This window comes from Phytopseudomonas argentinensis (assembly GCF_900113905.1).
In the GTDB taxonomy this organism is placed as follows: Bacteria; Pseudomonadota; Gammaproteobacteria; order Pseudomonadales; family Pseudomonadaceae; genus Aquipseudomonas; species Aquipseudomonas argentinensis.
Genome location: NZ_FORC01000007.1, coordinates 45,383 through 69,548 on the forward strand (window position 1 = coordinate 45,383; position 24,166 = coordinate 69,548).

Consider the following 24,166-nt stretch of genomic DNA (forward strand, 5'->3'; position numbering starts at 1 on the left):
CCGCAATTCTCACTATATCGACATAAAACCACAACATACCGACTTGATTGCCCGGCGTGCCTGCCGTTAGATGGGGCTTCCATAGGCGGGGATCGCCATGTCGCATCACTTCTGCTTTCTGCTGCTGCCCGGCTTTTCGATGATGGGCCTGATGTCGGCCATCGAGCCGCTGCGGGTTGCCAATCGCTTTCATGCACCGCACTACAGCTGGCGCCTGCTCAGCCTCGACGGCCAGGCCATAGAGGCCAGCAACGGCATGTCGCTGAATGTCGACGGCAGCCTGGAGGACGATCTGGCCGGCAACAGCCTGTTCGTGGTGGCCGGTTTCGAACCCCTCGCGGCGTTCAGCCGGCAGTTGGCCAGCCGCCTGCGCCATGCGGACCGGGAGTGCCCGATAGTTGGCGGCATCGATACTGGCAGCTTCGTGCTCGCCGAGGCCGGGCTGCTGGGTGCCAAGCAGCGCTTCACCTTGCACTGGGAAGCGCTGGAGGCCTTTCGCGAACGTTATCCACAGCTGCAGCCGACCCAGGAGCTGTTCGAGATCGACGGCCGGCTTATCACCAGTGCCGGTGGCACCAGCAGCCTGGACCTGATGCTCGGGTTGATCGGCCGCGACCATGGTGAGGCGCTGTCGATCCAGGTATCCGAGCAGTTCGTGCTCGGTCGTATTCGCACCCGGCTGGACCACCAGCGCATGCAGGTCAGCAGCCGCTATGGCATTCACGACAAGAAGCTGGCCCTGGTGATCGGCGAGATGGAGCGCTGCACCGAACAGCCGCGCAGCCCACAACAACTGGCCGACACGGTGGGCATCACCACCCGTCAGCTGGAACGGCTGTTCCGCCAGCACCTGAACACCACGCCGGTCACCTTCTACCTCGCCCTGCGCCTGGACAAGGGCCGCCAGCTGCTGCGCCAGAGCGACCTCAGCGTGCTGGAGGTGGCCCTGGCCTGCGGCTTCGAGTCGGCCTCCTACTTCGCCCGTCGCTACCGCACGCGCTTTGCGGTCAGCCCGCGGCAGGATCGGCGCGAGGCCGCGCCAAGGTCAGGCCTGGCGCCGCACGCCTAGCAGCCCGACCAGCGCAGTCGGCTTCAGCTGACCTGCTCCAGCCACTTGTCGACGTCCTTGCGGCTGATCTTGCCGTCTGCCTTGACGTTGTTGGGGTGGAAACGGATGGTGTCGAGGAACTCGAAGAACTCCTTGTTCTCCATCAGGAAGCGCACCGCATCGATGTCTTCCTTGGAGTTGTCGAAGCGCTCGTCGCCCTTGAGCAGCTTGTTGAAATCCTTGTCGCTGATGATGTCGTCGCTGCCCTGCCATTGCTCCCAGTTATCGACGATGCGGTCGATCTTGTCCTTGTTCTCGCGGTAGAACTCGGCGTCGAATTTGTCGCTGTAGGTGACCAGGTCCTGCATGTTGTCGGTGAACCAGTCATCGTCGATCTTGCCGTCCTTCTCGACCTTTTCGGTGAATTCCTTGTAGTGCTCGGGCTGGGCCTCCCACACCGGGATATCTTCGGGGTACCAGGCGTCGAAACGGTCTTCGTACTTGCCTTCGTAGTAGTTGTACTCGTAGCTCATGTGCACCAAGTAGTTGAGCTTGTCGCCCCACTCCTTTTCCAGCACCCCGTCGTCTTCCAGCGCGCGGAAGTGGTCACGCACCTTCTCGACGGTCTCCTCGCTCTTCTTCAGAGCGACCACGCCACCGATGATGGCGCCGATGAAACCGAGCACCGCGCCCACACCGCCAGCAGCGGCGGCCACTACCCCGGCCACCGCCGCCGAGCCCACGCCAATGGCCGCAGCCAGGCCGGCGCCGCCCATCACCAGCCCCGCAGTGCCGCCAACCAGCTGCAGGCTCTTGGCCGCGAACTGCTCCGGCGTGCCACCTTCCTTGCGCAGCTTGTCGATGCCCATGCCGCCGAGCACCAGGTCCAGCACGCCGCCCACCACGTCGGCCGCGCCGCCGATGGTCGACAGCGCGCCACCGACCCAGCGCAGCCGATCGGCCTCGGGCACCTTGCTCAACTCCGGGTTCTTGTCGGTGATGCTGAGAAAGCTGCTGCGTGCTGCGTCCTGCTGCTCCGGCGGCAGTTGTTCGATCAGGTCCTCGACCCTCGGCCGCGATTTACGGGTAGTGTCATCGAACTCCTGCCAGAAACTGTCGGCGGTGAACTTGTCGCCCATGTCGAGCTGCGGCAGCTCCTTGAGGTTGTCGAGCTTCTGCTGCCGCTCCTTGAGTTCGATGGCGTCGGTTTCCGACACGTCCTTGGGCTTGAAGTGCTTGTCCCAGACGTTCTCCTTGAGGCTTGTGCCAAGGCCCAGGGCGTCAGCGGCGCCCGGCTTGCGAAACAGTTCTTCATAGGCACCGGTGACCATGGTGGCCATCGGCGAGATCATGCTGATGGTGGTCACGAAATTCTTCGCTGCCTCGATGCGCTCGGCCGGCGTGTCGCCGAAGTTCAGCCCGCCATCGGAAAGCTTGTAAATCCCGGCGACCATCGAGATCAACCCGGCACTGGAACTCAGTACCCCGGTTTTGCCTAGTTTGCCCAGTACCCCGGCAACCCCGTCGCGCTCGGCCAGCGGGACTTTCTGTACGGCTTTCTCAATCTTCTCGGCGGTTATGGCGCCGCCTTTCCCCGAGGGATCCTTGATGCTCTCCGTGGCGCTGTCCTTGAGCAGCTGGGTCAGCGGCTCCCGGGAGTTTTCCGCCGCGGTGACCAGTTTCTGCTCCTCGGCATTGAGCTCGGGCTTGGCCTGGCCCTTCTCCTTGCCGCCGCCGAAGAAGTAGTTGTAGATGTCGGTGCCGCGCTTGGTACCCAGCACCGAAGTCATCATGGTGGTGAGCATTGTCGAGACCATGTCGGTGGTGGCCTTGTCGACGTTATCCTCGCCGACGCCGTCGATGCCATCCTTGTACAGCTCGTTGAGCTGCTCGATAGGGATACCGAACTTGAACTCGGTGTCAATCTGCGCCGCCAGCTCGGAATCAAGAAGGCTCAGTGACTGCATGTCGGCGGCGTAGCGCGCCGCTGCGCCTTCGGGGTTGTCCTTCTGCAACGCTTCGAGCGCTTCCTTGTATTGCGGGTCGCGCAGGGTTTCGGCCAGCTTGTCCTTGAAGCCATCCTTGTCCTCGACCTTGTCGATTGCCTCCTTGAGGAAGCGGTCGTTGTCGGCGGCGATGTCCTCGTCGGTCATCAGCGCCAGCAGCTCTTCACCGAGCTTGCCCTCGTCGACCAGCGCCCGCATCTCGGCCGGGCTCATCTCCTTGGGATCCTTGCCGTAGCTGGTATTGGTGGTGCCGCTGAACGCGCCATTGGTGGTGGTATAGGGCAGGTACTGGAAGCCGCCGTTGAGCATCGCCCGGGCTTCGAGCAGGCGCAGGTACTTGGCCTCCTTGGAGTCGGCAGGCTTGTCCTTGTAGGCCTCCTTGAGGTTGTCGTAGTAGAGCTCGCCGACGGTCTTGGCCTTGCCGTCCTTCTTCTCGCTGGTTTCGGCGAGCATCAGGTCGGTTTCCTTGGCGGGCGGCAGGTCGCGGTCTTCGAACGCCTTGTCGACAGCGCCCTGCTGCTTCTCGGCCTGCACGCCGCTGAGGTTGGCGAAGTGCTCGGGGGTGACGCTCTCGATCACGATGAACTTGCCCTTTCGGGGCGTTTCCACGGCAAGCACGCCAGGCGCCAGGGTCTCCACCTTGGTGTCGTCGGTGACCACCGGAATGTCATCCCGGCCGCTCATCACCTTGTAGCCGTCATCGTCGATCTTGTTCTCGATCTTGTCGCGGGTCTCGGCCAGCTCCTTGACCTTCTTGTAGGCTTCCGGCGATACCTCCTTGGACACCGCGTATTTCTTGCCGTCGGCCGTGGTGAACAGCGCCGTGTCGTTCGCCCCATAGGCGCCGTTGTCGTCGACGGTCAGTTGAAAGCCGTTGCCGGGGTGATACACCGCCGCGCTCATGTCCATGTAGCCGTCTTCGATAAAGCGCAGATCCCCCAGCTCGGGTATCTCGTCGGCGGAGGTGACCACCTCGAAACCGCCGGCCTCGCGCTGGCCAAGCCAGTTTTCGTGCTCCTCGGACAGTTCCTTCTCGGTCCAGGCTGGTGGCCCGGCGACCTCACCGGCATCCAGCTTTTCCTTGGCCACCTCATGCAGGCGCGGGTTGACGCCGGCATGCACCAGCACCTGATCACCGTTTTTCATGGTCACCAGCAGCAGGTCGTCCCAGAGCATCAGGCGATGGCCGCTACGCGAGAGCCAGTGGGTCTCGACGTTGGCGATGTCCTTCTCTTCCCACTTGTGATCACTCTCGGCCAACGGCGGCTTGCCATCGAGGTAGGGCCCACGGTACTCCTTGTAGGCGTCGATGCCTTCCTGATCGAGTTGGCCGCCCCGGCTCTGCGCCTCGCGCAATTTGTCATTGAAACTGCTATCGCCGGTTTCCCCGGTCAAGCGTTCTGGTGTGCTGGTGTCAATGGTGCTCATCGGCTCTGCGCTCCGGCTCGATAAGTGGACAAGGTCGCAAAACGGCACTGCCGACCTTGTACGCAAGTGAGTGGCTGTGGCACTTGTTGAACGGCGCAGATCTGCCCGTGACGACTCACCCGTTGCTGAAAAAGAGAACGGTGCACGCGAATAACTCGACCTGCTGCCCTCTCATTCAAGCAACCGTCACATTGATGTAACAACCTTATCGCGATGGATTTCGCAGCTTTTCACGGCGACATATAGCCCTTAACAGGATGCAAGGGCGGCGCTGAACAGACTGTCAGGAGCACCGCGACATGCCCTCCCATGCTTACCCTGGCGCCTGCCTGGCAGCCGGATTCCCGAACGGTTTTTGGGGCGTGATCCGAATTACCGAACGCCGCCTCGCCAATGAACCGCACCGGCCATTCACAATCAATCAGTTAGCGACTACCTGGTCATTGCAGCGGCACGGCACGGTAATTGCGATGCATACCCCTACCTCTGATCGACACCGCTTTGTAGCGCTGCGGTGATAAACAACAACAAACACGTTTTGGGGGATTCTTTCTTGCCTGTTCCAATTGCCGTACTGCCGCGTTCCGTCAGCAACCGCCTCACCGGGCAGCCCCACGCGCTCATTGCGAGCCTGCGCTGGCTTGCCTGTGCGCGACGGTTGCCAGTGCGTACAACAACCATAATCCTCGAGGGACTATAGGCATGTATTCGACCACTCTCGGCACCACCACGCCGACCGAGACGCCTTACGATCATGCACCATTCAACAGCGAAGGCGCGCTGCGGTTCGGCGCCTTCGTCCTCTACCCGCGCCAGCACCTGCTGCTCAAGAACGGCGAGCCCGTTAGCCTGGGCAGTCGCGCACTGGACTTGCTCATCGCCATGGCATCGCGCCCGGGCGAGCTGCTGGAAAAATCCGAGCTGATCGCCCATGCCTGGCCAAAGGTCATCGTCGAGGAATGTAACCTGCGGGCGCAGATCGTCGCCTTGCGCCGGGTGCTCAGCGAGGATGAAAGTGGCTTCGAGTACATCGTCACCGTTCCAGGGCGTGGCTATCGCTTCGTGGCGCATACCGAACCCTACGATGTACCCAGCGAGCCTGCCGGGGTCGAACGCCTGCAGTCGTTGCCCAGCCTGATCACCCGCCCCCTGGGGCGTGACGACCTGCTGCAGCGCCTTGGCGAGCAGTTGCAACAGACGCGACTGATTTCCCTGGTCGGCCCCGGCGGTATCGGCAAGAGCACCGTCGCTTTGGCGTTGGGCAACCAGCTGGCCGGCGAGATGCCCCACGGCGCCTGCTTCGTCGACCTCAGCGAGATCGACGACGACCGCCGCATCGCCCATGCGCTGGCCGAGGCACTGGGCGTGCGGGCCGGCAACGACCCGCTGCGCGACGTTGTGCAGCACCTGCAGCAACGGCGTCAGTTGTTGATCCTGGACAACTGCGAACAGGCGCTGGACGGCACTGCCATGGTAGTGGAAACCCTGCTCAAGTGGACGTCCGACTGCAGCATTCTGACCACCAGCCGTGAACCGTTACGCGCCACGGGCGAACAGATAGAACGCTTGCTGCCCCTGCAACTGCCGGCAGCCTGCGAACACCCCGCGGCCGAGCAGGCCCTGGCCTACCCGGCCATCGAGCTGTTCGTGGAGCGTGTGCAGGCCAGCGACACGGCCTTCAACCTCAACGACGACAACGTGGCCGACGTGATCAGCATCTGCCGCAAGCTCGACGGCATTCCCCTGGACATCGAGATCGCTGCGACGCGGGTCAGCGCCTTCGGCCTCGGCCCGCTGGCGGAACTGCTCGATGGCGAATTCCGCCTGCAGATGGAGGGCCGCCGCACCGCGCCGCCACGCCACCGTTCGTTGCGGGCGACCCTGGACTGGTCGTACCAGACGCTGACCCCGGCCGAGCAGGCGATGCTGCGCCTGGTGGCCATCTTCAACGGCACCTTCACCCTCAATGCGGTACGCGCCATTGTCGAAGGTGACGAAGCCTTGCCGGGCGATCCGCTGCCGCTGATCGAAAGCCTGGTGGACAAGTCCCTGTTGATCGCTCACCGCGACGACACCCTGAAGTTCTACCAGATGCCCAAGAGCGAGCGCCTTTACGCACTGGAGAAACTCGACCAGACCGGCAGCACCCAACGCCTCGTGGCCCGTCATGCGTCCTACGCACTGGCTGTGGTGAAGAAGGCCGCCAGCCAACTGGATGCCGTGGTGCCGGAAGCCTGGAAGAATCTCTACGGCGCGGAAAGCGATACCATCCGTTCGGCGCTCACCTGGGCCTGCTCGACCGACGGCAACCAGTCCCTGGGCCTGGAGCTGACGTTGGCGGCACTCGGCCTGGGCCCTTATCGTGATCGCTCGTCGCGCCCGCGGGTGGAACAGCCGGCCGTGCAGGAACCGCTGCGCTACCAGGTACGCTGAAAAGGAGCGGGATAGCGTGGCCGCAAGGCGGCCGCCACGAGGCACACGACAGTCGACGACCAGGTAAGCTGCGGACGCCGCTAGATCAGCCGCGCCGCGACCAGCGCGTCGGCCACCGGCTGGAAGGTGTTGGCCGGAATCGGCTCGCCCTTAACCGCGCGTTTGGCGATCTCGGCGGCCAGCCTGGCATCCGGGCTAAGGGGCACGCCCAGGCTCGTCGACTGCGCCAGCAGGGCTTGCGCGTCCTCGCCCATGGCCATGCACACCAGCACCGGTACCGGCGTTTCGCCGCGCACATAGCGCACGCCGACCAGCCAGCCGTCTTCGCTGCCGATCATCAAGGTGGCATGGGCGATGCCTACCTTGCGGCTGCTCAGGGCCTGCATCTCGCGGCGCTGACGCTGGCGTTCGCGCTTGATCAGCGGATCGCCGTCCATGTCCTTGCGCTCGCGCTTCTGCTCGCTGCGGGTCATGCGCATCTCACGTTGGAACAGCCAACGCTGCAGCAACAGATCGACACCACCGATCACCAGATAAGTGAGCAGCACCGTGGCCACCAGCGGCTTGAGCAGCAGAAAGAATACCGACTCGATACAGCCGGCGCCGCAACGCGAGGACTCCATCAGCGCCTGCAGGGCGATGCGCCCCACCACGTAGAAGGCCACCGACAGCACCACCACCTTGACCAGGCTCTTGAGGAACTCGATGAAATTGCGCATGGAAAAGATGCGTTTGGCCCCTTCCACCGGGTTGATACGCGAGAATTCCGGCTTGATCGGCTCGCCGGAGAACACCATGCCGCGCATGGTGATGATGTTGGTGAGGATCACGCAGACCACCGTCACCCCGAGGATCGGCAAGGCCGTGCGCAGCAGCACCTGCTGGGCACTGTTGAGCAGCCGCGGCCAGACCGTGGCGAAGGGTTCCACGTAGATGGTCGCGGCCAGGTCGAGCAGACCGCGTACCCGTGACTCGGCGATACCGGCAAGAAAGGCGATGCACACCGAGCAGCCGAGCAGCACCACCGCCGAGACCATGTCCTGGCTTTTCGAGACCTGGCCTTTCTGCCGCGCCTCGCGCAGCTTCTTGTCGGAGGCCGGCTGGGATTTCTCCTCGCTGCCGCTGTTGCCGGCCATCAGGACTCACCCGCGCCGGACAACGTCTTGAGCACCTCGACGGTGCCGCGAAATTCCGCCAGTTGCTCGAGCATCAGCGGAATCAGGAAGCCGCAGTAGAGCACCATCAGAAAGGTGAAGATCAGGTTCTTCACCGACAGCGAGAGGTCGAAGATATTCATCTGCGGTGCCATGCGCGACAGATAGGCGAGCATCATGTCGGCCACCAGCAGGGCAATGATCAGCGGCGCCACCATCAGCACGCCGATGCGCATCACCTGGTCGAGAATCGCCAGCACCGCTTCCAGCGCCGAACTGGCGACCACCGGGGTGAAGGCGGTGACCGGCCATAGCTGGTAGCTGTGGTAGAAGCCGTCGACCATCAGGATGAAGCCGCCGGACATGAAGAACAGGGTGATCAGGGTGACGCTGAGCAGGGTCGCGGTCACCCCGGATTCGCCGGCACCGGACGGGTCGACCAGTTGCGCCATGGTCGAGCCGCGCTGCAGGTCGACCAGTTCGCCGGCCACCTCGGCGGCCCAGAACGGAATGCCGAACAGCAGCCCCACGGTTACCCCGATGAGAAACTCCTTGATCATCAGGCCGGCGAGGAGAAAGCTGCCGTAGTCCTCCAGGGCGGTCAGCGCCGAGAAGGCCGGCAAAAACATCGGCGCGGAGATCGCCACGGCCACGCAGCTGCGGATCATTCCGGTCAGCCCAAGGCGATTGAAGGCCGGGGTGATGAATACCAGGCCAAGCGCCCGACAGACCGCCAGGGCCGCCGCCGAAATCACCGGATAGGCGATCTCGGCGATGCCCAGGCCGATGTCGGCATCCATGCCCTAGCGTGTCCAGGCGGGGAAATTGTCCAGCACGTGGCTGGCCAGCGCCGCTACCTGGGTCGCCAGCAGCGGGCCGATCAGCACCAGCACCAGCAGCACCGCTACCAGTTTGACTGCCTGCGGCAGGGTCTGGTCCTGGATCTGCGTCAGCGCCTGCAACAGGCCGACCCCCAGGCCGATAAGAATGGCCACCGCCAGCGCCGGTGCGCTGAGCAGCAGCACGGTCATCAGCGCCTGTTTCATCAACGATAGAAATACGTCCTGGCCCATGTTTTACCCTCCCCCGTAACTGAGGATCAGGCCGTGCATCAGCCGTGACCAGCCGCTGACGGCAACGAACAGAAAAATCTTCAGGGGGATCGAGATCAGCGTCGGCGACACCATCATCATGCCCATGGCCATCAGCACGTTGGCCACCAGCAGGTCGATCACCAGAAAGGGGATATAGAGCAGAAAGCCGATCTCGAAGGCGCGGGTCAGCTCGGAGCTGACGAACGCCGGAATCAGCACCACCAGGTCATCGTCGCGCAGATCGGCGCGGGCCTCCTCGGACCACACGGTCTCGGTGGCCTGCACGAAGAACGCCCGTTCGGACGGGTTGGCGAAGCGTGACAGGTGGGTCTGCAGGGGCGCATGCAGGGCGTCGCCCAACTCGCGCAACTCCTCGGCGTTCTGCAGGCTGATCGAGCGGCCCTCCACCTCGCGGTACATCTCGCCGATCAGCGGCGTGGTCACGTACACCGCGAGGATCAGCGCGATGCCGTAGAGCACCAGGTTCGGCGGCGTCTGCTGCACGCCCAGGGCGTTGCGGATCAGGAACAGCACCACGGAGATTTTCAGAAAGCCGGTCAGGGTCACCACCGCCAGGGGAATCAGACCGATCGTGGTGACGACCAGAATGATTTCCAGCAGGTTCGGTTGGTAATCCGTCATAGGCTGGCGAACCGGGTCAGGCGCACCCCCAGCCCATCGCCGATGGCGACCAGCTCGCCGCGCCCGACGCAGCGCCCATTGACCATCAGCTCGACCCGTTGCGCATCGCCATCCGGCAGGGTCAGCACACTGCCCTCGCCCAGTTCGCGCAGTTGCCCGAGGGGCAGTTCCAGGCTGCCGATCTGACAGACCACCGTCAGCGGCACATCGTCCAGTTGCGCATCATCGGCGTCTTGCCCCATGGCGTTCTCCATCGTCGGGTTGATCGGTTGCCAGGCTTCGAGCAGTTCCAGCCCGGACTGCTGGCGTTTGAAACGGGCCTGCCGATGGCCATTGCCGAGCACCAGCAGACCGTCGGCATCCGGCGGGCAATCAAGCATCAGCACATCGCCGGGCTGCAGGCTGCGCAGCTCGGCCAGGCTCAGGGTCTGCCAGCCGCGCTGCAGGGCCAGACCCAGTTGCAAGGTCGGCAAGGCGTGCCGCGCCGGCTGCAGGTGGCGCTCCAGCAAAGCGGCCAGCGCTTCGCCGGCAGCGGTGTCCAGGCCGAGGCCGAGAACGCCGGCCGGCGCCCCGGCGACACCCAGTTGCAGGGTCAGCATGAAATCCCAGGGCTGCGGCTCGGCATCCAGGGTCAGGGGCTCGCCCAGCGCCTGCTCCAGGGGCTCCAGCCAGGGCATCAGTGCCTGCTCCAGTAACAGGCTCTGCAAGGGCTGCGGCAAGCCATGAAAATCGCGCTGCAGATCGAGGCCGCTGAGCAGCCGCTCGAGCAGCGGCCCATCCAGATGCAATTGCAGCGCTGCAGCGCCTAGCCGGGCGGGTAGCACGAGGGCTGCCTGCAGCGCTGCAGGCTGGCCGCTGACGCTGACCTCGAGCCGTTCGCCGGCCACCTCCCCCTGCCAGGGCTGGCGGCGGCGCAGTAGGCGATTGTGCAGCGCCTGCCTGGCGGCATCGAGCTGCGGCAACAGCGGCAACAGCGGCGCTGGCAGCGACGACTGATGGCAATTCATCGGCGGGTGACTCCATGGGGGCGGTCTTCGGCCAGGCTTTCCTCGACCGCCTCGGCGGCCCGCTGCTGCGTGCGGTAATGGCGCTGCAGCAAGGGTTCCAGGGCCTCGCACTGCAATTGCCGACGCAACCAGAGTTGCTGGGCATGATCACGGCTGGCCTGCACCTCGGCCAGTTGCCGGGCTGCATCGCCTGCCTGCTCGGCCAGCCCGGCGCGCTGCGCCTCCAGGGCGTCGAGCAAATCCAGGGCATTGCGGTACTGCCCAACCGGCAGGGCACCCTCGCTGAGCAGGGTCTGCAGCTGCCGGGCTTCCTGTTCGAGCAAGGCCAACGCCTCGCCCACCTGCGCCTGGGCGCTGGCCAGCCGCGCTGCGGCCTGCTCACAGGGCACGCGCCAGCTGGCCAGTTGCGCCTCGGCCCGGCGCACGCGCAGGCGACGCAGATCGTCCAGTTGCTGCACGGCGTGGGGGCGGCTCATGCCAGTACCTTGCGCAAAGCGCTCAGGGTGTCATCGAGGCTGCTCGGCTCGCTGGCATCCTGGCGCAGGAACTGTTCGATGGCAGCCTGGCGGGCAATGGCCTCGTCGGCCAGCGGATCGCTGCCAGGCACGTAGTCGCCGGTGCGCAACAGCAATTCGATATCGGCATGTCGCGCCATCAGGGCGCGCAGGTGGCCGGCCAGTTGCCGCTGCTCGGGCTCGACCACGCGATCCATCAGGCGGCTGCGGCTCTGCAGCACGTCGATGGCGGGAAAATGGTTGCGTTGGGCCAGTTCGGCGCTGAGCACCAGGTGCCCGTCGAGGATCGAGCGCACTTCCTCGGCCACCGGATCGAGGGAGGCGTCGCCTTCGGTAAGCACCGTGTACAGCGCGGTGATACTGCCGGTGGCCGCCGGCCCGGAGCGTTCCAGCAAGCGCGGCAGGGCGGAAAACAGCGACGGTGGATAACCACGCCGGGTCGGCGGCTCGCCAATGGCCAAACCGATCTCACGCTGGGCGCGGGCGAAGCGGGTCAGGCTGTCGAGCAGCAGCAGTACATGGCGCCCCTGGTCACGGTGGTATTCGGCGTGGGCGGTGGCCACCAGCGCGGCCTTGACCCGTTCGGTGGCCGGACGATCCGAGGTGGCGACCACCGCCACCGTACGGGCGCGCGCTTCGGCGCCCAGGTGCACGTCGAGCAGCTCGCGCACCTCGCGACCACGCTCGCCGATCAGGCCGATGACGATCACCTCGGCTTCGCTGCGCCGCACGATGCCCGCCAGCAACGACGACTTACCCACCCCGGGCTCGCCAAAGATGCCCATGCGCTGGCCGCGCGCCACCGTCAGCAGCCCGTCGATGGCACGGATACCGAGCGGCATCGGGGTCTCGATCAGCTGCCGGGAAAACGGCGCAGGCGGTTCGGCCTGCAGCGGGTAGCGCTGCAGGCCGCTAACCGGCGGCCCGCCATCCAGGCAGTCGCCCAACGGGCCGATCACCCGGCCGAGCAGGGCATCGCCGACCAGTACGCTCTGATTCTCGCCGGTGGCGACGATTTCGGTGCGGGTCGACAGCCCTTCCAGGGATCCGACCGGCGAGAGGATCGCCTCGTCGCCCTCGAACCCGACCACTTCGGCGCTCAGCACCCGGCCACTGGCCGGATCGCTGAGACGACACAGCTCGCCGATGCCGACGTCCGGTACGCTGGCCTGGATCAGGGTGCCGCGGATACTGCGGATGCGCCCGCGCAACGGTCGCGGTTGCGCACCGTCCAGGCGCGCGCTGAGCGTTGGTAAAAGGCCGTTCAGGGATGCCTTCATGCCCCGCTCTCGAGCACACCGGGCAGCAGCGCCTGGCGCAACCCCTGCAGCTGGGTAGGCAGGTCCAGCTCGACGCTGGCCTGGGGGCTGGTCAAGCGCGCATGACCTACGGAAAGACTGTCATCGGCCTCCACGTCCAGGCGCTCGCCGAGATCGGCCAGCTGTGCGCGCACCGCATCGAGCTGCTCCGGACGAACCTGCAGGCGCAGCCGCTGCTCGGCGCGAAAGGCCGACAGGGCCCGACGCGTACACAGCCCCAGGCGCGTAGCGTCATCCAGCTCGCCGATCACCTGCCGGGCGATGCCCAGGGCCAGGTCGGTCAGCTGCGCCTCGAGGCCGGCCAGGTAGTCATCGACCTGCTGCGCGGTGCGTGCCAGCAATTCGGCAGCTTCGCGCTGCCCCTGCGCTCGCGCGGCCGCCAGGCCTTCTTCCCGCGCCTGGTCGCGCACGCGCTGCAGCTCGGCGTGGGTGCTTTCCGCCGCTTCGCGGGCGGCCCGCAGAAAGGCATAGCCGTCGACCCATTGCGCGGCCTGCTCGCCGCGCAGGATACGCTGGCCCGGTTTGCTCGGTAGGCCACTCATGCCGCGCCCCGCTGTTCCCGGGGGGCCAGCGCGGTGGCCAGCTGACGTACGCGTTGGATGTCTTCGGCGCTGCCGCTCGACAGCGGCGCTGGCAGGGCAAAGCGCAGGCGCAGCCAGGCCTGCAGCGGTGCCGGCTGGGCACCCAGCCAGGCCTCCAGGCAACGCTGGCCGTCAGCGTCGATAGCCTCGATCAGGGCATCGCCCATGATGATCGCCTGCTTGCCGACAGGCGCCTCGCGCCTGCTCACGGCCAGGTCATAGACCTCATCGCCAAGGTGGCTGCGCAGCCGCTGCACCAGCGCACCACGGATCTCCCGCGCCACGGAAGCGGCATGCTGGCAGGCGCCACAGGCCAGGGCGAGCATGGCAAAACGCTGCCGGGGCAGCAGCACCACCGGCAGGTCGTCATCGGCGATCTTGCCGGCGCTGGCCAGCGGCTGCAGCCCGTAGTAGGACGCCAGCAGGCCGCCAATGCGCCCCGCAAAGCGCGGCTGGCGGGCCAGCTCGATCGCCTGCGCACGCCGCACCGCGCCAAGCAGTGCGGCTTCCAGGCAGTCTTCGCTGACGAACTGCAGAGGCTCGGCCAGCAGCGCGCGCCAGGCGTCGCGCAATGCCTGGCTCATTCGTTTTCCCTCAGCACATAGGTACTCTGGCCCTGGCGTTCGCGCCACAGATACCAGGCGAAGGCGCCGGCCACGCCGACCAGTACCAGCAGCAGGCCAAAGAACAGGGTGCGTGCCCGCGAGACGCTTTCATCGAGCATCCAGATACCCAGGAAGGAGCTCAGCGGCGGCCGCGCGTCGTCACGCAGGTTGCGCATCGCCGCCTTGATCGCGGTGACCGAAACACCGTCGTAGTTCAGTCCGGAAATGCTGTTGGCCACCAGGGTCTTGATCTGCGGGATCAACTGGTCGACATCGGTATCGGGCTCATAACGGATCAGCACCGACGCCGAGGAAGGCGAGATCACCCGCTTGAGCAGGTCATTGTCGGGCAGCACCACGTGCACCCGCGCCGACAGCACGCCATCGATCTGCGAAACGGTGTGCGACAGTTCCTCGCTGAGGGCGTAAACCATCTGCGCCCGCTCCTGCACCGGCGAGGACACCAGGCCGTTGTTCTTGAACACTTCGCCCATGTTGGAAAACTGCTGCTGCGGCAGGCCGGCCTCTTCGAGCAACGCCACCGCGTCGGAGAGCCGCTCCTGGGGCACGCTGATGGTGATGCGGCCATCCTCCTGGACCTGGCGCTGGGCCGCGATGCCCTCGCGCAGCAAGGCGGCAACCATGCTGTTGGCTTCACGCTCGCCGAGGTTGCTGTACAGCACCATGCCGTCACAGGCCTGCAGCAGCAAGGTCAGCAGCAATAATGCGAACAGTCGCAGAGGATGCCCGCTCATGCTCACTGGCCCCTTAGCAGGGTGTTGGCGGAACCGGAAATCTGCGTGGCGCCGCGCACCACCATCTGGGTCTCGATGGAGTAATCGAAGACCCGGCTGAGGGAGCCGACCAGGCGGTCGACCTGCTGCTCATTGACCTTGCCCGGCTCGACGCCGGCGCCCTTGTCCACTGTCGCGTTGCTGGCATAGGGCGAGCGCTCCACCGCAGCGCCCTCGGAAAACCCCCGTGAGCGGTCGATAAAGCCATTGAGGCGCTCCATCAGGTTCTCGCCGATCTGGTTGGGGCTGGCGCCCTGGGGCATGCCCTTGGCCTGGCTGGCCATGTGCTCGAAGAGGTTCTGCGAGACCTGGGCGACATCCTGGCCGGCGGCCGAGGGGGCCGCCGTGGCAACTGCTGCGCTGACTGTCATGGCCGATCCCCGTGGTTATTCTTCGTCGTCCGCGGTGGCTTCCTTGAGGATCTCCTGGGCCCGCGGCATGACGATGAACTGACCGCCGAGGATGATCGCCTGGGTGATCATGTCGTCGGTGAGCTGATCCTCGGCCTGGGCATTTTCCAATGCCTGGTCGAATTCGGCTTCGGGGGTGTTCTGGGTACTGGTATTACCATCAACCTGGGTGACTGCCATGGGATCTCTCCTTTCTCGTCTTGAGGTTTACTCGTCCGCACTCTTGACCACCTGAATGCCGGCACTGCCGCGAAACACCCGCACGCCCCGTTCGCGAACCACATCGGGCTCTGCCGCGACCACCGGACCCTGCAACTGATCGATGCGTTGCTGAACCAGTGCCATGTAGGGCGGCGGCCCGGAAATCAGCATGCCGTCGCCGTGAAAACTGCTGCGCAGCGACAGGTGCTTGCCCGCTACGCCCAGCTCGTCCAGGGAGGCCTGCAGCTCGTCGAGCTGGAAACCACTGGGTTCGAACTGGCGAATCTCGATCTCTTCCTCGCTGTTCACATGCAGCATGTTGCCGTCGAAAAACCAGGTCAGGCCGCTGTTGCCACATAGCGCCTCGAGAAACTCGCCGGCGCTGGCCGCCCGCAGATTGCTCTGGGCGCGCCCCTTGACCCGGTTGGAAATCGCCATCGGCAGGCCAAGGTTGCGCCCGAAGGCTTCCAGCGCACCACGCAGGTCCTGGTTGATCACCACGTAGGCATAGGGTTGATCGAACCAGAGCGGCGTCGCATCGGCCCGCGCCAGCCCCGCACTGCCCGCCAGCAACAGCAGGGCCAACGCCAGGCCCCGCCTGACGCTGCCACTATCGGCGCAGGCAGGTCGATGAAACAACCGCCGCCCGGCAACAATCACAAGATTTCGCAGCCGCTTCACAGATGCCATTGCCGATGGCTCTATAGAATGCCCGGCACGTCCCGGATCAACCCAGGAGCACCGCCCTTGCCGTCGATTTTCTCCCGCCATACCCTGCTGCTCGCCAGCTTCGTTCTGCTCGGCGCCTGTGGCAGCAACGCGCCCAGCAATGCGTCCGCCCCAGCGGGTGATGACGCCTACCAGCGGCTGATGAAACTGGCCGGCGATGTCGAGGCACGCGGTGACCGCGGTACTGCCGCGACCCTGTATCAACGTGCCGTCGAGCAGCCCGGTGCCGGCTTCGAAGCCTGGCAACGGCTGGGCCGCGCGCGGCTGGACAGCGGTAATGCCCGCGGCGCCGAGCAGGCCTACCAGAAAGCCGTCGCGCTGGAGCCGGACAACCCTGCGGCTCTGCTCGGCCTGGGCACTGCACAGTTGCGCCTGGGTTACCCGGAACGTGCCCAGCCGTTGCTGGCCAGCGCGGCCGAGGGGCTGCCCGGCGATGCCCAGGCCTTTGCCCGCCTGGGCGCCGCCGAAGCGCAACTGGGCAATATCGCCGCCATGCAGCGTGCCTTCGCCACCGCCCGCCAGCTGGCGCCTGGCGATCTCGATGCGCGCAGCAACCTGGCGCTGGCCTACGCCCTCAATGGCGACAGCGCCAATGCGCTGCGCGAAATCCAGGGTATTGACCGCGCGCCCACGGCGCAGCGGCGCCACCAGCGCAATGCGCTGCTGGTTCAGGTGCTGGCCGGCGCCCAGGGCAAACCGGCCAGCGTGCAGCTCGACGACACCAGCACCGCCCAACGCCAGGCCCTGATCGCCGAGGCGCAGCGCATCGCGGCCATTCACGACCCCGCCGAACGGGCACGCGCCCTGGGCTTGAGCGCCGGCCAGTAGGCCCAGCCGGCACGCCATGGAATGGTTCATCGACCGCCTCCGGTATCGCTCTGCGCCGCCTGCTCCTGCCGGCGGCGGCGTTTCTCGTCGGTTTCGAAACCTTCCAGGTACGACTGCGCCGCCCGGCCCACCGGTGCGGCCAGGGTCGGGCCGGTCTGCCGGCCACGCAGCAGGTCACCCCGGCGCTCGACCATCTGCAGCAGATTGGCGTTGTTGGCGCAGCCGGGCGGTAGCGGCAACAACTCGCCTTCGTCGACCGGCTGACCCTGCTCGCTGACGCGACGGCAGGCATCCGGCACCAGCAGGGCCTGGCCATTGCCGTCGATGACGGTCTGGTAGCCAGGGGAATAGCTCGGCGCCTGCAGCTGCGTCTGGCAGGCGCCGAGCAGCAGGCAGGTGGACAGCACGCTCAGACGCGTCATCGCGCAACTCCCGTTCATTGCACGTGGAACCCGAAGGAACTGCTGCGTGCCGGTGCATCGGCACGCGCGCCCAGGGTACGATCCAGGGGCGTGAGCATCGCCTGGGTCTGCACCGGCTCGACCAGATAGGGCGTGATGAGGATCACCAGCTCGGTTTCGTTCTGCTGGAAGCGCTTGGAGCGAAACAGGTTGCCGAGAATCGGCATGTCGCCGAGCAGCGGGACTTTCTCAAGATCCTGGGCGTTCTCGCGCTGGAACAGACCGGCGATCGCGAAGGTCTGCCCGCTGCCCACCTCGACCCGGGTATCGGCGCGGCGCACGCGGAACGACGGCACGCGGAAACCGGACACCTCCAGGGTGCTGCCGCCCATCAGGCTGCTGACTTCCGGGCGCACCTGCAGGCCGATGCGGTCCCCCGGCAACAGGGTCGGGCTGAACAACAGCGACACCCCGTAGGACTTGTATTCGATACCGACCAGGTCGCTGTTCACCGGCACCGGCACCGGCACTTCGCCACCGGCCAGGAAGCTCGCCGTTTCACCGGTCATGGCGGTGATGTTGGGCTCGGCGAGAATCTCCAGCACGCCATTGCTCTGCAGCGCCTCGAGCACGGTATCGATATTGAAGTTGCCGCTGTCCAGGCCCACGCCGATCAGGTTGGAGGCGCCGGCAGCCGCTTCGGCGGCCAGATTGCCGCCGGTGAGCAGGCCGAACGAAAAGGTGCCGTTGTTGAACAACGCATTCCAGCTCACCCCGTAGCGCAGCAACTCCTCGCGGGACACTTCGGCGAAACGCACGCGAATGTTGACCTGCGCCGAACCCGGATAGGTCGCGGTGTTCACCGCGCCCTGCCAGTCCTGCCCGGCGGGGTCGAGCATGGCGTTGAGGTCCAGCGCCTCGCCGACGCTGCTGACCTGGCCACTGGCCGCCAGGCGATTACCGACGCCCTGAACCTCGGCGCCGCTCTGCGGGTGGCGGTTGCGCAACGCACTGCTGATCGGCCGGCCATTGCTGCCGACGTTGATCTGCAGCGAGGCGATCTCCCGCTCGTCGCTGCCCAGGGCCACCAGGGTGGTATGCCCAGCCCGCTTGCCGAACAGGTAGATGACGCCGGGCGAAACCACCTGTAGGTCGGCGATGCCCGGCTCGGCGACCATCACCGCGTCCACCGGCTCGGCGAAGCGCATGATGCGCCCCTCACCAGTGGCCAGCTGGATGTCACCGCCCAGCGGCGCCTGTGCCATGGCCAGCAGGGGCAGGCAGCAGAGCATCAGCAATAGCCCACGCATCATGAGGCACCTGCCAGAGCGGCGGGCGCCGGCTCGCTTTTCTCGGCCCGCGCGGTACTCGGCGTGCCGATTACCTTGATCGCCTGCAGGCTGTATTCGGGGGCCAGTTCAGTGAAGGACAATACGGCCATCTCCAGTTCGTCACGAATGCACAGGCGCAAGATCCGGCGGCGTAGCTCCGGGTGCACCACCAGGGTCGGTTTGATCGATTCGGGCAGTTGCGCGCACTGCTGACGCAGCGCCTTGAGCAAGCCGCGGGTGGCTTCGCGGGCGCGGATCTCCCCGCGTCCGGTGTCTTGCTGACGGGCGGCTTCCAGCAGCTGCGCCTCCAGCGCCGAGCCCAGCACGAAGGCGGCGATCACCCGTTTCTCATCGGCATGCTGATGGCTGATCTGGCGCGCCAGCGCGGTGCGCAGGTGATCACTGAAACGTCCCACGTCGCCCTCGCGACCGCCCCACTCGACCATTGCTTCGAGCAGCGCCCGGCGATTGCGGATCGACACCCCTTCGGACACCAGGCGCCGCAGGGCATCGGCGATACGCTGCAAAGGCACGGCGCGCAGCGCTTCCTTGACCAGCTCGCCATGGCTCTCCTCGAGGTGGGCGAGCAGCTGGCGGGTTTCCTGGATGCCGAGAAAATCTCCGGCATAGCGGCGCAGGGTACGCGCCAGCACCTCACGGAGGATTTCGTCCGCACGCAGGTAGGCGATGCCCGCATCGCTCAGGTCGGCCTGGTGCTCGCCGGCGATCCACAGCCCGGGCCGGCTGCTCAGCGGCGAGGCGCGCTCTTCACCCTGGATCTCCAGCAATTGCAGGTGTACGGGATCGTCCTGCAGCAGCAATCGGCTGGAGTCCAGTTCGCCCTGGTCCACCGGCACGCCTTCGAGTTCGACGCGATAGCTGCCGCTGCTGCCGGCCATGTCGACCACCACCGCCGGCATCGGGAATTCGATACCCAGTTCGTTGTGCAGATCGTGGCAGAGCACTTCGAGGCGCTGCCTGAATGGCTGCAGGGGTACCGCTTCGGCCAGCCCGGGACCAATCGACAGCAGCACCCGTGAGTCCACCGGCGCCGGAGCTGCCTCGGCAGTAGCCTCGCCTGGCGATTCGGCTTCCACGGCCGTCTCTTCGCTAGCCTCGGCCGCCGCGGCTGTGGCTTGCTGCTCACGGCGCTGGCGGCGCATCAGCATCCAGGCGCACAGCCCCAGCACCGCCGACAGGCCGAGAAACACCGGCGCCGGGAAGCCAGGGATGAAGGCGACAGCCGCCAGGATAAGCGCGGTCAAGGTCAGGGCGCGCTGGCTGTTGCCCATCTGGCGGATGATCTCGGTGCCCAGGTCGGCCTGCTCGGCTTCGTTGTTGACCCGGGTGACCACGGTGCCGGCCGCCACGGCGATCAGCAGCGCCGGGATCTGCGCGATCAGGCCGTCACCCACGGTGAGCAGCGAGTAAGTGTGGCCGGCTTCAGCGAAGGACATGCCGCGCGACAGCATGCCGATCAGCAGGCCGCCGATCAGGTTGACGAAAAGAATCACCAGACCGGCGATGGCGTCGCCCTTGACGAACTTCATCGAGCCATCCATGGCTCCGAACAGTTGGCTCTCGCGCTGCAGATCGGAACGCCTGCGGCGCGCTTCACCGGCGTCGATATCGCCATTGCGCAGGTCGTTGTCGATGCTCATCTGCTTGCCGGGCATGGCGTCCAGGCTGAAACGCGCCGCCACCTCGGCGACCCGCTCGGCACCCTTGGTGATCACCACGAACTGCGCCACGGTGATGATCAGAAAGATCACCAGACCGACCACCACTTCGCCGGCGATGACGAACTTGCCGAACGCTTCGATGATATGCCCTGCATCGCCGTGCAGCAGGATCAGCCGCGTGGTACTGATCGACAGGGCCAGGCGGAACAGCGTGCTGAGCAGGATCAGCACCGGCAACGCGGACAGCTCCAGCGGCTTGCGAATGTAGAAGGCGACGATCAGCACCAGGATGCTCAAGGCGATGCTGATGCCGATCAGGGTATCGACCAGGTAGGTCGGCAGCGGGATGATCATCATCACGATGGCCATCATCATGAACGCGACGATCACCACCTCGGTACGCTGTGCGGCCATGCCCGCCAGGGCACTGAGGCGCGCCATCATGTTGCACGCTCCTGGCGCGCCTGCCGGTAGCGGGCGAAACAGGCGCGGGCCTCGACATGCTGGCCGGCGCTCCACAGGGCACGGCTGCGCAGCAGCAGCCAGGTTGGTGACTCACCCTGCAGCACATGTAGGCGATCCAGGGTGTGCAAGGCCCGTTGCCCATCGCCATTGGCGGTGAAGGCCGCCGCCAGGCGCGCCAGCAGTACCGGGTCATCAGGATTGAGCTGCACGGCCAGCAACAGCAGCACCAGGGCGCGCGGTCCCTGGCCGACCCTCAGGTAGAGATCGCCCAGGCCCTGGAGCAGCTTGGCGGCATCATGATCGTCGCGCTGCATCATTCCCCCGTCTCGGTTTCGAGCCGCTGCCGGTCGAGCGCCTGACGGATGTCGAGCTCTTCACGGACGAGGGCCATGGCCAGCGTTCTGGTTTCGCCGTCGAGCGGCAGTGTCGGCAGGATGCGCTCGAGAATGTCCTCGAGGATTTGCGCCGGCCGCGAGCCGGCGAACAACCCAGGCTCTACGCCAGCGGCCAGTTCCAGCGCCTGCAGGTCATCCTGCACCGACGGTAGCGGCGGCGTACGGGGCAGGCTGTGCTCATGAGGCGCCGATAAGGGTTTTATCGAGGTGGGATGCAGGTCGACCGGCTGGTTAGCAGTTGGCGAAGCCGAATCGACAGGTACCAGCGAGGCGCGTGAATCGATCTTCATGCTAACCCTCAGGCACTGGCGAAGGCCCAAGAGTCAGCGCGAAGCGCTCGTCACCAAGCGCCAGCACCACTTGCCCGTCTTCGATGCGCTCGAGCTTCCAGCCACCTTCCAGGGGTGCCCCGGGATACAGGCGCGCGCCCGAGCCATTGATCACATAGGGGTTGTCGCCGAACCACACGGCCTGGAAATTGACTCGCGGCCGAGCGGCGCTTTCGCGCACGCTGACATCGCCACGCAATACGTACTGGCGCCCGTAGCGGCCGTCGAAATATTGCTGCAGGGCCAGCCAGTCCTGTTCCTGACCCGGCTCAAGGGTACCGCTGACACGCAATTGCCCGGCGCTGGCATCGAGCTTGAGATTGTTCAGCCCGGCAGCCTTGGCCTGGCTGGCTAGATCGGCGCGAGCCAGTTGCAGCGACGCCGCCCGGGGCGCCGCTGCCGGCTGGTCTTGCTCGGCAATGCTCAGGCGCTGCAGCGACTCAGGCGCGGCGCTGTAGATCGGCGCGTCACGCAGTACCGCCAGGGCGCCGGCGCAGAGGAACATGAACAGCGCGGCAATCGCCCATTGCGCCTTGCCGTACCACACGGGGTTGGCTGCCGGGCCACCGGTCTGCGGCCTGGCAAGGCGCAGGGTCGCCGTACCGATACGCAGCTCCACGGGCAGCCGGCCGCGGTAGCCGTGCCCGCGCGCGATCAGGGTTTCGCGCCCGCCGCGGATCACCCGGACGTCGCCGCCGGTGGCTTCCACGTCGATATGGCGGGCCGCCAGCCGCAGGGTCAGGTGGCGCTGCGCCACCCCGGCGTCGCGCAGCATCAGATTGGCTGCCTCGCCACTGCCAATGCAGTAGACCGCTTCATCCAGGGTCAGGGATACACCGCGGTGCACGCCAGCGGTCACCTCCAGCCGAGGCAGGTCGCCGCTGTTCGGCAGGGCGGAACTCGAGGCTGTTGCAGTCATATGACTCACCTGGCTCAGGGATCACGCTATCGAGCGACGTAGCCGGCCAGAACGGCGCGGCAACGCACTCGAGGGAAAAGGTGCCGATAAACGGCGCAGACACAGGTTGCAGGCGACGCCAGGCGCCGCCTGCAGCCCGAGTCAGTTCTGCGGACGCTGTTTGGTAGCGTCGAGCTCGGCTTTCTTGGCCGTGGTGATCTCGGTGATCTTGGCGGACTTCTCGATCGCCATATCGAACACCGCGGACATTTTTTCGATAGCGGCGTCAGAGTTGCCTGGGTTTACGCTAGGAGTCTCAGCCATGGGATATCTCCGAAAGTAACTAAGGGGGTAGTTAGCGGCATCACCAACGGTGATTGCCGGTTTCAGGAAAGCCATCTCGCGGAGCGGGCTTTCCTGCAACGACTCGAAGACTAGAGAGCGATCGTCAGGCGATGTTGTTAAAGGTTGTTAAAGCTTGTTGAGGGTCGGTTAACGACCTGTTGCCGACGGCCCGAGCCTGGGTGCACCTGGCGGTACATTGCACCAGGCCGTCGCCCGGCAGGCCTGGGCCTGCGCTGCCATGGGCGCACGGGGCCTTATCCGATCACGACCGCGGCTTGACGCTTTCGGCAATCCCCCCGTCGTTTTTGCATCGGGTCGCCTGGGCGTCGAGGCATATGCTGCCCACAAAGCGCCAGCAGCGAATCTGGTGCAACCAATCTAGGGGAGCCGCCTGATGAGCCCAGCCGAATTGCACGCCGACAGTATCGTCATCGACGGTCTGATCATCGCCAAATGGAACCGTGAACTCTTCGAGGACATGCGCAAGGGCGGCCTTACCGCCGCCAACTGCACCGTATCGGTGTGGGAGGGTTTCCAGGCCACCGTCAACAGCATCGCCGCCAGCAGCAAGCTGATCCGCGAGAACAGCGACCTGGTGATGCCGGTACGCACCACCGCCGACATCCGCCGCGCCAAGGAGCTGGGCAAGACCGGCATCATCTATGGCTTCCAGAATGCCCATGCGTTCGAGGATCAGCTCGGCTATGTCGAGGTGTTCAAGCAGCTCGGCGTGGGCATCGTGCAGATGTGCTACAACACCCAGAACCTGGTGGGCACCGGCTGCTACGAGCGCGACGGCGGCCTGTCCGGCTTCGGTCGCGAGATCGTCGCCGAAATGAACCGCGTCGGCATCATGTGCGACCTGTCCCACGTTGGCAGCAAGACCAGCGAGGAGGTCATCCTCGAATCGAAGAAGCCGGTGACCTACTCGCACTGCCTGCCTTCGGGCCTCAAGGAACACCCGCGCAACAAGTCCGACGCCGAGCTGAAGTTCATTGCCGACCATGGCGGTTTCGTAGGCGTGACCATGTTCGCGCCGTTCCTGGCCAAGGGTATCGACTCGACCATCGACGACTACGCCGAAGCCATCGAGTACGTGATGAACATCGTCGGTGAAGACGCCATCGGCATCGGTACCGATTTCACCCAGGGCCATGGCCAGGACTTCTTCGAGTACCTGACCCACGACAAGGGCTATGCCCGCCGTCTGACCAACTTCGGCAAGATCATCAACCCGCTGGGTATCCGTACCGTCGGCGAGTTCCCCAACCTCACCGAAACCCTGCTCAAACGCGGCCATTCCGAGCGCGTGGTGCGCAAGATCATGGGCGAGAACTGGGTACGGGTACTCGCCGACGTCTGGGGCGAATGATGAATACCTGCGCAGCCTACTGCGCCCACCGATAGCTGCGTCGCGTCCTCACGACAAGCTCGCCGTACATGCGTACTGCTCTCGCTTGTCGCTGCGGGTCTCCTTGCTCTCGGCGTGCTCGCTACGGCTCCACAGGCATTCATTCGCACCTTTA

At 65.5% G+C, this 24,166-nt stretch carries 25 protein-coding genes; 4 read left to right on the plus strand and 21 right to left on the minus strand.

The genetic code is table 11. The features are described from left to right. Positions 1 to 97: 97 nt before the first annotated feature. Positions 98 to 1,069, plus strand: coding sequence for a GlxA family transcriptional regulator (locus tag BM154_RS22500; RefSeq protein ID WP_074889822.1), 972 nt, complete (start codon positions 98 to 100; stop codon positions 1,067 to 1,069). A gap of 23 nt (positions 1,070 to 1,092) precedes the next feature. On the opposite strand, the gene BM154_RS22505 is transcribed toward BM154_RS22500, so the two are convergent. Further along, positions 1,093 to 4,482 carry a hypothetical protein gene (locus BM154_RS22505; protein ID WP_074889825.1) on the minus strand — a complete coding sequence of 1,130 codons (3,390 nt, stop codon included), beginning with the start codon at positions 4,480 to 4,482 and terminating at the stop codon, positions 1,093 to 1,095. A gap of 702 nt (positions 4,483 to 5,184) precedes the next feature. Here BM154_RS22505 and BM154_RS22510 point away from each other — a divergent pair. Further along, a complete protein-coding gene (locus tag BM154_RS22510) occupies positions 5,185 to 6,915 on the plus strand; it encodes an ATP-binding protein (protein ID WP_074889828.1) in 1,731 nt (576 codons plus the stop codon). 80 nt (positions 6,916 to 6,995) lie between these two features. Here BM154_RS22510 and BM154_RS22515 read toward each other — a convergent pair whose 3' ends face one another. From BM154_RS22515 to BM154_RS22575, 13 genes are all read right to left on the minus strand, one after another. Further along, complete coding sequence (locus BM154_RS22515) at positions 6,996 to 8,051, minus strand: EscU/YscU/HrcU family type III secretion system export apparatus switch protein (protein ID WP_074889833.1); 1,056 nt, start codon at positions 8,049 to 8,051, stop codon at positions 6,996 to 6,998. Next, entirely contained in the window at positions 8,051 to 8,869 is an 819-nt protein-coding gene (gene sctT, locus BM154_RS22520) for a type III secretion system export apparatus subunit SctT (RefSeq protein ID WP_074889836.1), read from the minus strand. Before sctT ends, BM154_RS22515 begins: the two co-directional genes overlap by 1 nt. A 3-nt stretch (positions 8,870 to 8,872) precedes the next feature. Then, positions 8,873 to 9,142 (minus strand): EscS/YscS/HrcS family type III secretion system export apparatus protein, encoded by a 270-nt coding sequence (locus BM154_RS22525; protein WP_074889839.1) that lies wholly within the window; start codon positions 9,140 to 9,142, stop codon positions 8,873 to 8,875. Between the two features lie 3 nt (positions 9,143 to 9,145). Then, a complete protein-coding gene (gene sctR, locus BM154_RS22530) occupies positions 9,146 to 9,805 on the minus strand; it encodes a type III secretion system export apparatus subunit SctR (protein ID WP_042556778.1) in 660 nt (219 codons plus the stop codon). Further along, positions 9,802 to 10,812, minus strand: a complete 1,011-nt coding sequence (gene sctQ, locus BM154_RS22535) for a type III secretion system cytoplasmic ring protein SctQ (RefSeq protein ID WP_074889842.1) — start codon at positions 10,810 to 10,812, stop codon at positions 9,802 to 9,804. The genes sctR and sctQ overlap by 4 nt, the downstream gene beginning before the upstream one ends. After that, positions 10,809 to 11,288: a hypothetical protein gene (locus tag BM154_RS22540; RefSeq protein WP_074889845.1), complete on the minus strand. Its 480-nt coding sequence runs from the start codon at positions 11,286 to 11,288 to the stop codon at positions 10,809 to 10,811. The genes sctQ and BM154_RS22540 overlap by 4 nt, the downstream gene beginning before the upstream one ends. Then, positions 11,285 to 12,607 carry a FliI/YscN family ATPase gene (locus tag BM154_RS22545; protein ID WP_074889847.1) on the minus strand — a complete coding sequence of 441 codons (1,323 nt, stop codon included), beginning with the start codon at positions 12,605 to 12,607 and terminating at the stop codon, positions 11,285 to 11,287. Before BM154_RS22545 ends, BM154_RS22540 begins: the two co-directional genes overlap by 4 nt. After that, a complete protein-coding gene (locus BM154_RS22550) occupies positions 12,604 to 13,188 on the minus strand; it encodes a FliH/SctL family protein (protein WP_074889850.1) in 585 nt (194 codons plus the stop codon). Before BM154_RS22550 ends, BM154_RS22545 begins: the two co-directional genes overlap by 4 nt. Then, a complete protein-coding gene (locus tag BM154_RS22555) occupies positions 13,185 to 13,811 on the minus strand; it encodes a hypothetical protein (RefSeq protein ID WP_074889853.1) in 627 nt (208 codons plus the stop codon). Before BM154_RS22555 ends, BM154_RS22550 begins: the two co-directional genes overlap by 4 nt. Further along, positions 13,808 to 14,587, minus strand: a complete 780-nt coding sequence (sctJ, locus tag BM154_RS22560; RefSeq protein ID WP_074889856.1) for a type III secretion system inner membrane ring lipoprotein SctJ — start codon at positions 14,585 to 14,587, stop codon at positions 13,808 to 13,810. The genes BM154_RS22555 and sctJ overlap by 4 nt, the downstream gene beginning before the upstream one ends. A 2-nt stretch (positions 14,588 to 14,589) precedes the next feature. Beyond that, the gene (locus BM154_RS22565; RefSeq protein ID WP_425272845.1) at positions 14,590 to 14,910 is read right to left on the minus strand and encodes a hypothetical protein; all 321 of its coding nucleotides are present in this window, start codon (positions 14,908 to 14,910) and stop codon (positions 14,590 to 14,592) included. Positions 14,911 to 15,012: 102 nt separating this feature from the next. Next, on the minus strand, positions 15,013 to 15,216 hold the full coding sequence (locus BM154_RS22570) for a hypothetical protein (protein WP_074889861.1): 204 nt from the start codon (positions 15,214 to 15,216) through the stop codon (positions 15,013 to 15,015). Between the two features lie 27 nt (positions 15,217 to 15,243). After that, a complete protein-coding gene (locus BM154_RS22575; RefSeq protein ID WP_074890005.1) occupies positions 15,244 to 15,828 on the minus strand; it encodes a type III secretion protein in 585 nt (194 codons plus the stop codon). 156 nt (positions 15,829 to 15,984) lie between these two features. Between BM154_RS22575 and BM154_RS22580 the strand changes: the two genes are divergently transcribed. Continuing rightward, positions 15,985 to 16,794: a tetratricopeptide repeat protein gene (locus BM154_RS22580; RefSeq protein ID WP_425272843.1), complete on the plus strand. Its 810-nt coding sequence runs from the start codon at positions 15,985 to 15,987 to the stop codon at positions 16,792 to 16,794. 26 nt (positions 16,795 to 16,820) lie between these two features. Here the strand turns inward: BM154_RS22580 and BM154_RS22585 are convergent, their stop codons facing one another. The 7 genes from BM154_RS22585 to BM154_RS24250 form a co-directional block, all read right to left on the minus strand. Then, positions 16,821 to 17,216: a hypothetical protein gene (locus BM154_RS22585; protein WP_244157259.1), complete on the minus strand. Its 396-nt coding sequence runs from the start codon at positions 17,214 to 17,216 to the stop codon at positions 16,821 to 16,823. 14 nt (positions 17,217 to 17,230) lie between these two features. Then, entirely contained in the window at positions 17,231 to 18,487 is a 1,257-nt protein-coding gene (locus BM154_RS22590) for a type II and III secretion system protein family protein (RefSeq protein ID WP_074890010.1), read from the minus strand. A 17-nt stretch (positions 18,488 to 18,504) separates the two neighbouring features. Next, positions 18,505 to 20,652 carry a type III secretion system export apparatus subunit SctV gene (sctV, locus tag BM154_RS22595; RefSeq protein WP_074889867.1) on the minus strand — a complete coding sequence of 716 codons (2,148 nt, stop codon included), beginning with the start codon at positions 20,650 to 20,652 and terminating at the stop codon, positions 18,505 to 18,507. Beyond that, the gene (locus BM154_RS22600) at positions 20,649 to 20,990 is read right to left on the minus strand and encodes a tetratricopeptide repeat protein (protein WP_074889869.1); all 342 of its coding nucleotides are present in this window, start codon (positions 20,988 to 20,990) and stop codon (positions 20,649 to 20,651) included. Before BM154_RS22600 ends, sctV begins: the two co-directional genes overlap by 4 nt. Further along, entirely contained in the window at positions 20,987 to 21,358 is a 372-nt protein-coding gene (locus BM154_RS22605; protein ID WP_074889872.1) for a hypothetical protein, read from the minus strand. The genes BM154_RS22600 and BM154_RS22605 overlap by 4 nt, the downstream gene beginning before the upstream one ends. A gap of 1 nt (position 21,359) precedes the next feature. Continuing rightward, positions 21,360 to 22,316, minus strand: a complete 957-nt coding sequence (locus tag BM154_RS22610; RefSeq protein ID WP_074889875.1) for a SctD/MshK family protein — start codon at positions 22,314 to 22,316, stop codon at positions 21,360 to 21,362. A 141-nt stretch (positions 22,317 to 22,457) separates the two neighbouring features. Further along, complete coding sequence (locus BM154_RS24250; protein WP_167364722.1) at positions 22,458 to 22,619, minus strand: hypothetical protein; 162 nt, start codon at positions 22,617 to 22,619, stop codon at positions 22,458 to 22,460. A 415-nt stretch (positions 22,620 to 23,034) separates the two neighbouring features. Here BM154_RS24250 and BM154_RS22620 point away from each other — a divergent pair, with 415 nt between their 5' ends. Further along, positions 23,035 to 24,012 carry a dipeptidase gene (locus BM154_RS22620; RefSeq protein WP_074889881.1) on the plus strand — a complete coding sequence of 326 codons (978 nt, stop codon included), beginning with the start codon at positions 23,035 to 23,037 and terminating at the stop codon, positions 24,010 to 24,012. Positions 24,013 to 24,166 lie beyond the last annotated feature (154 nt).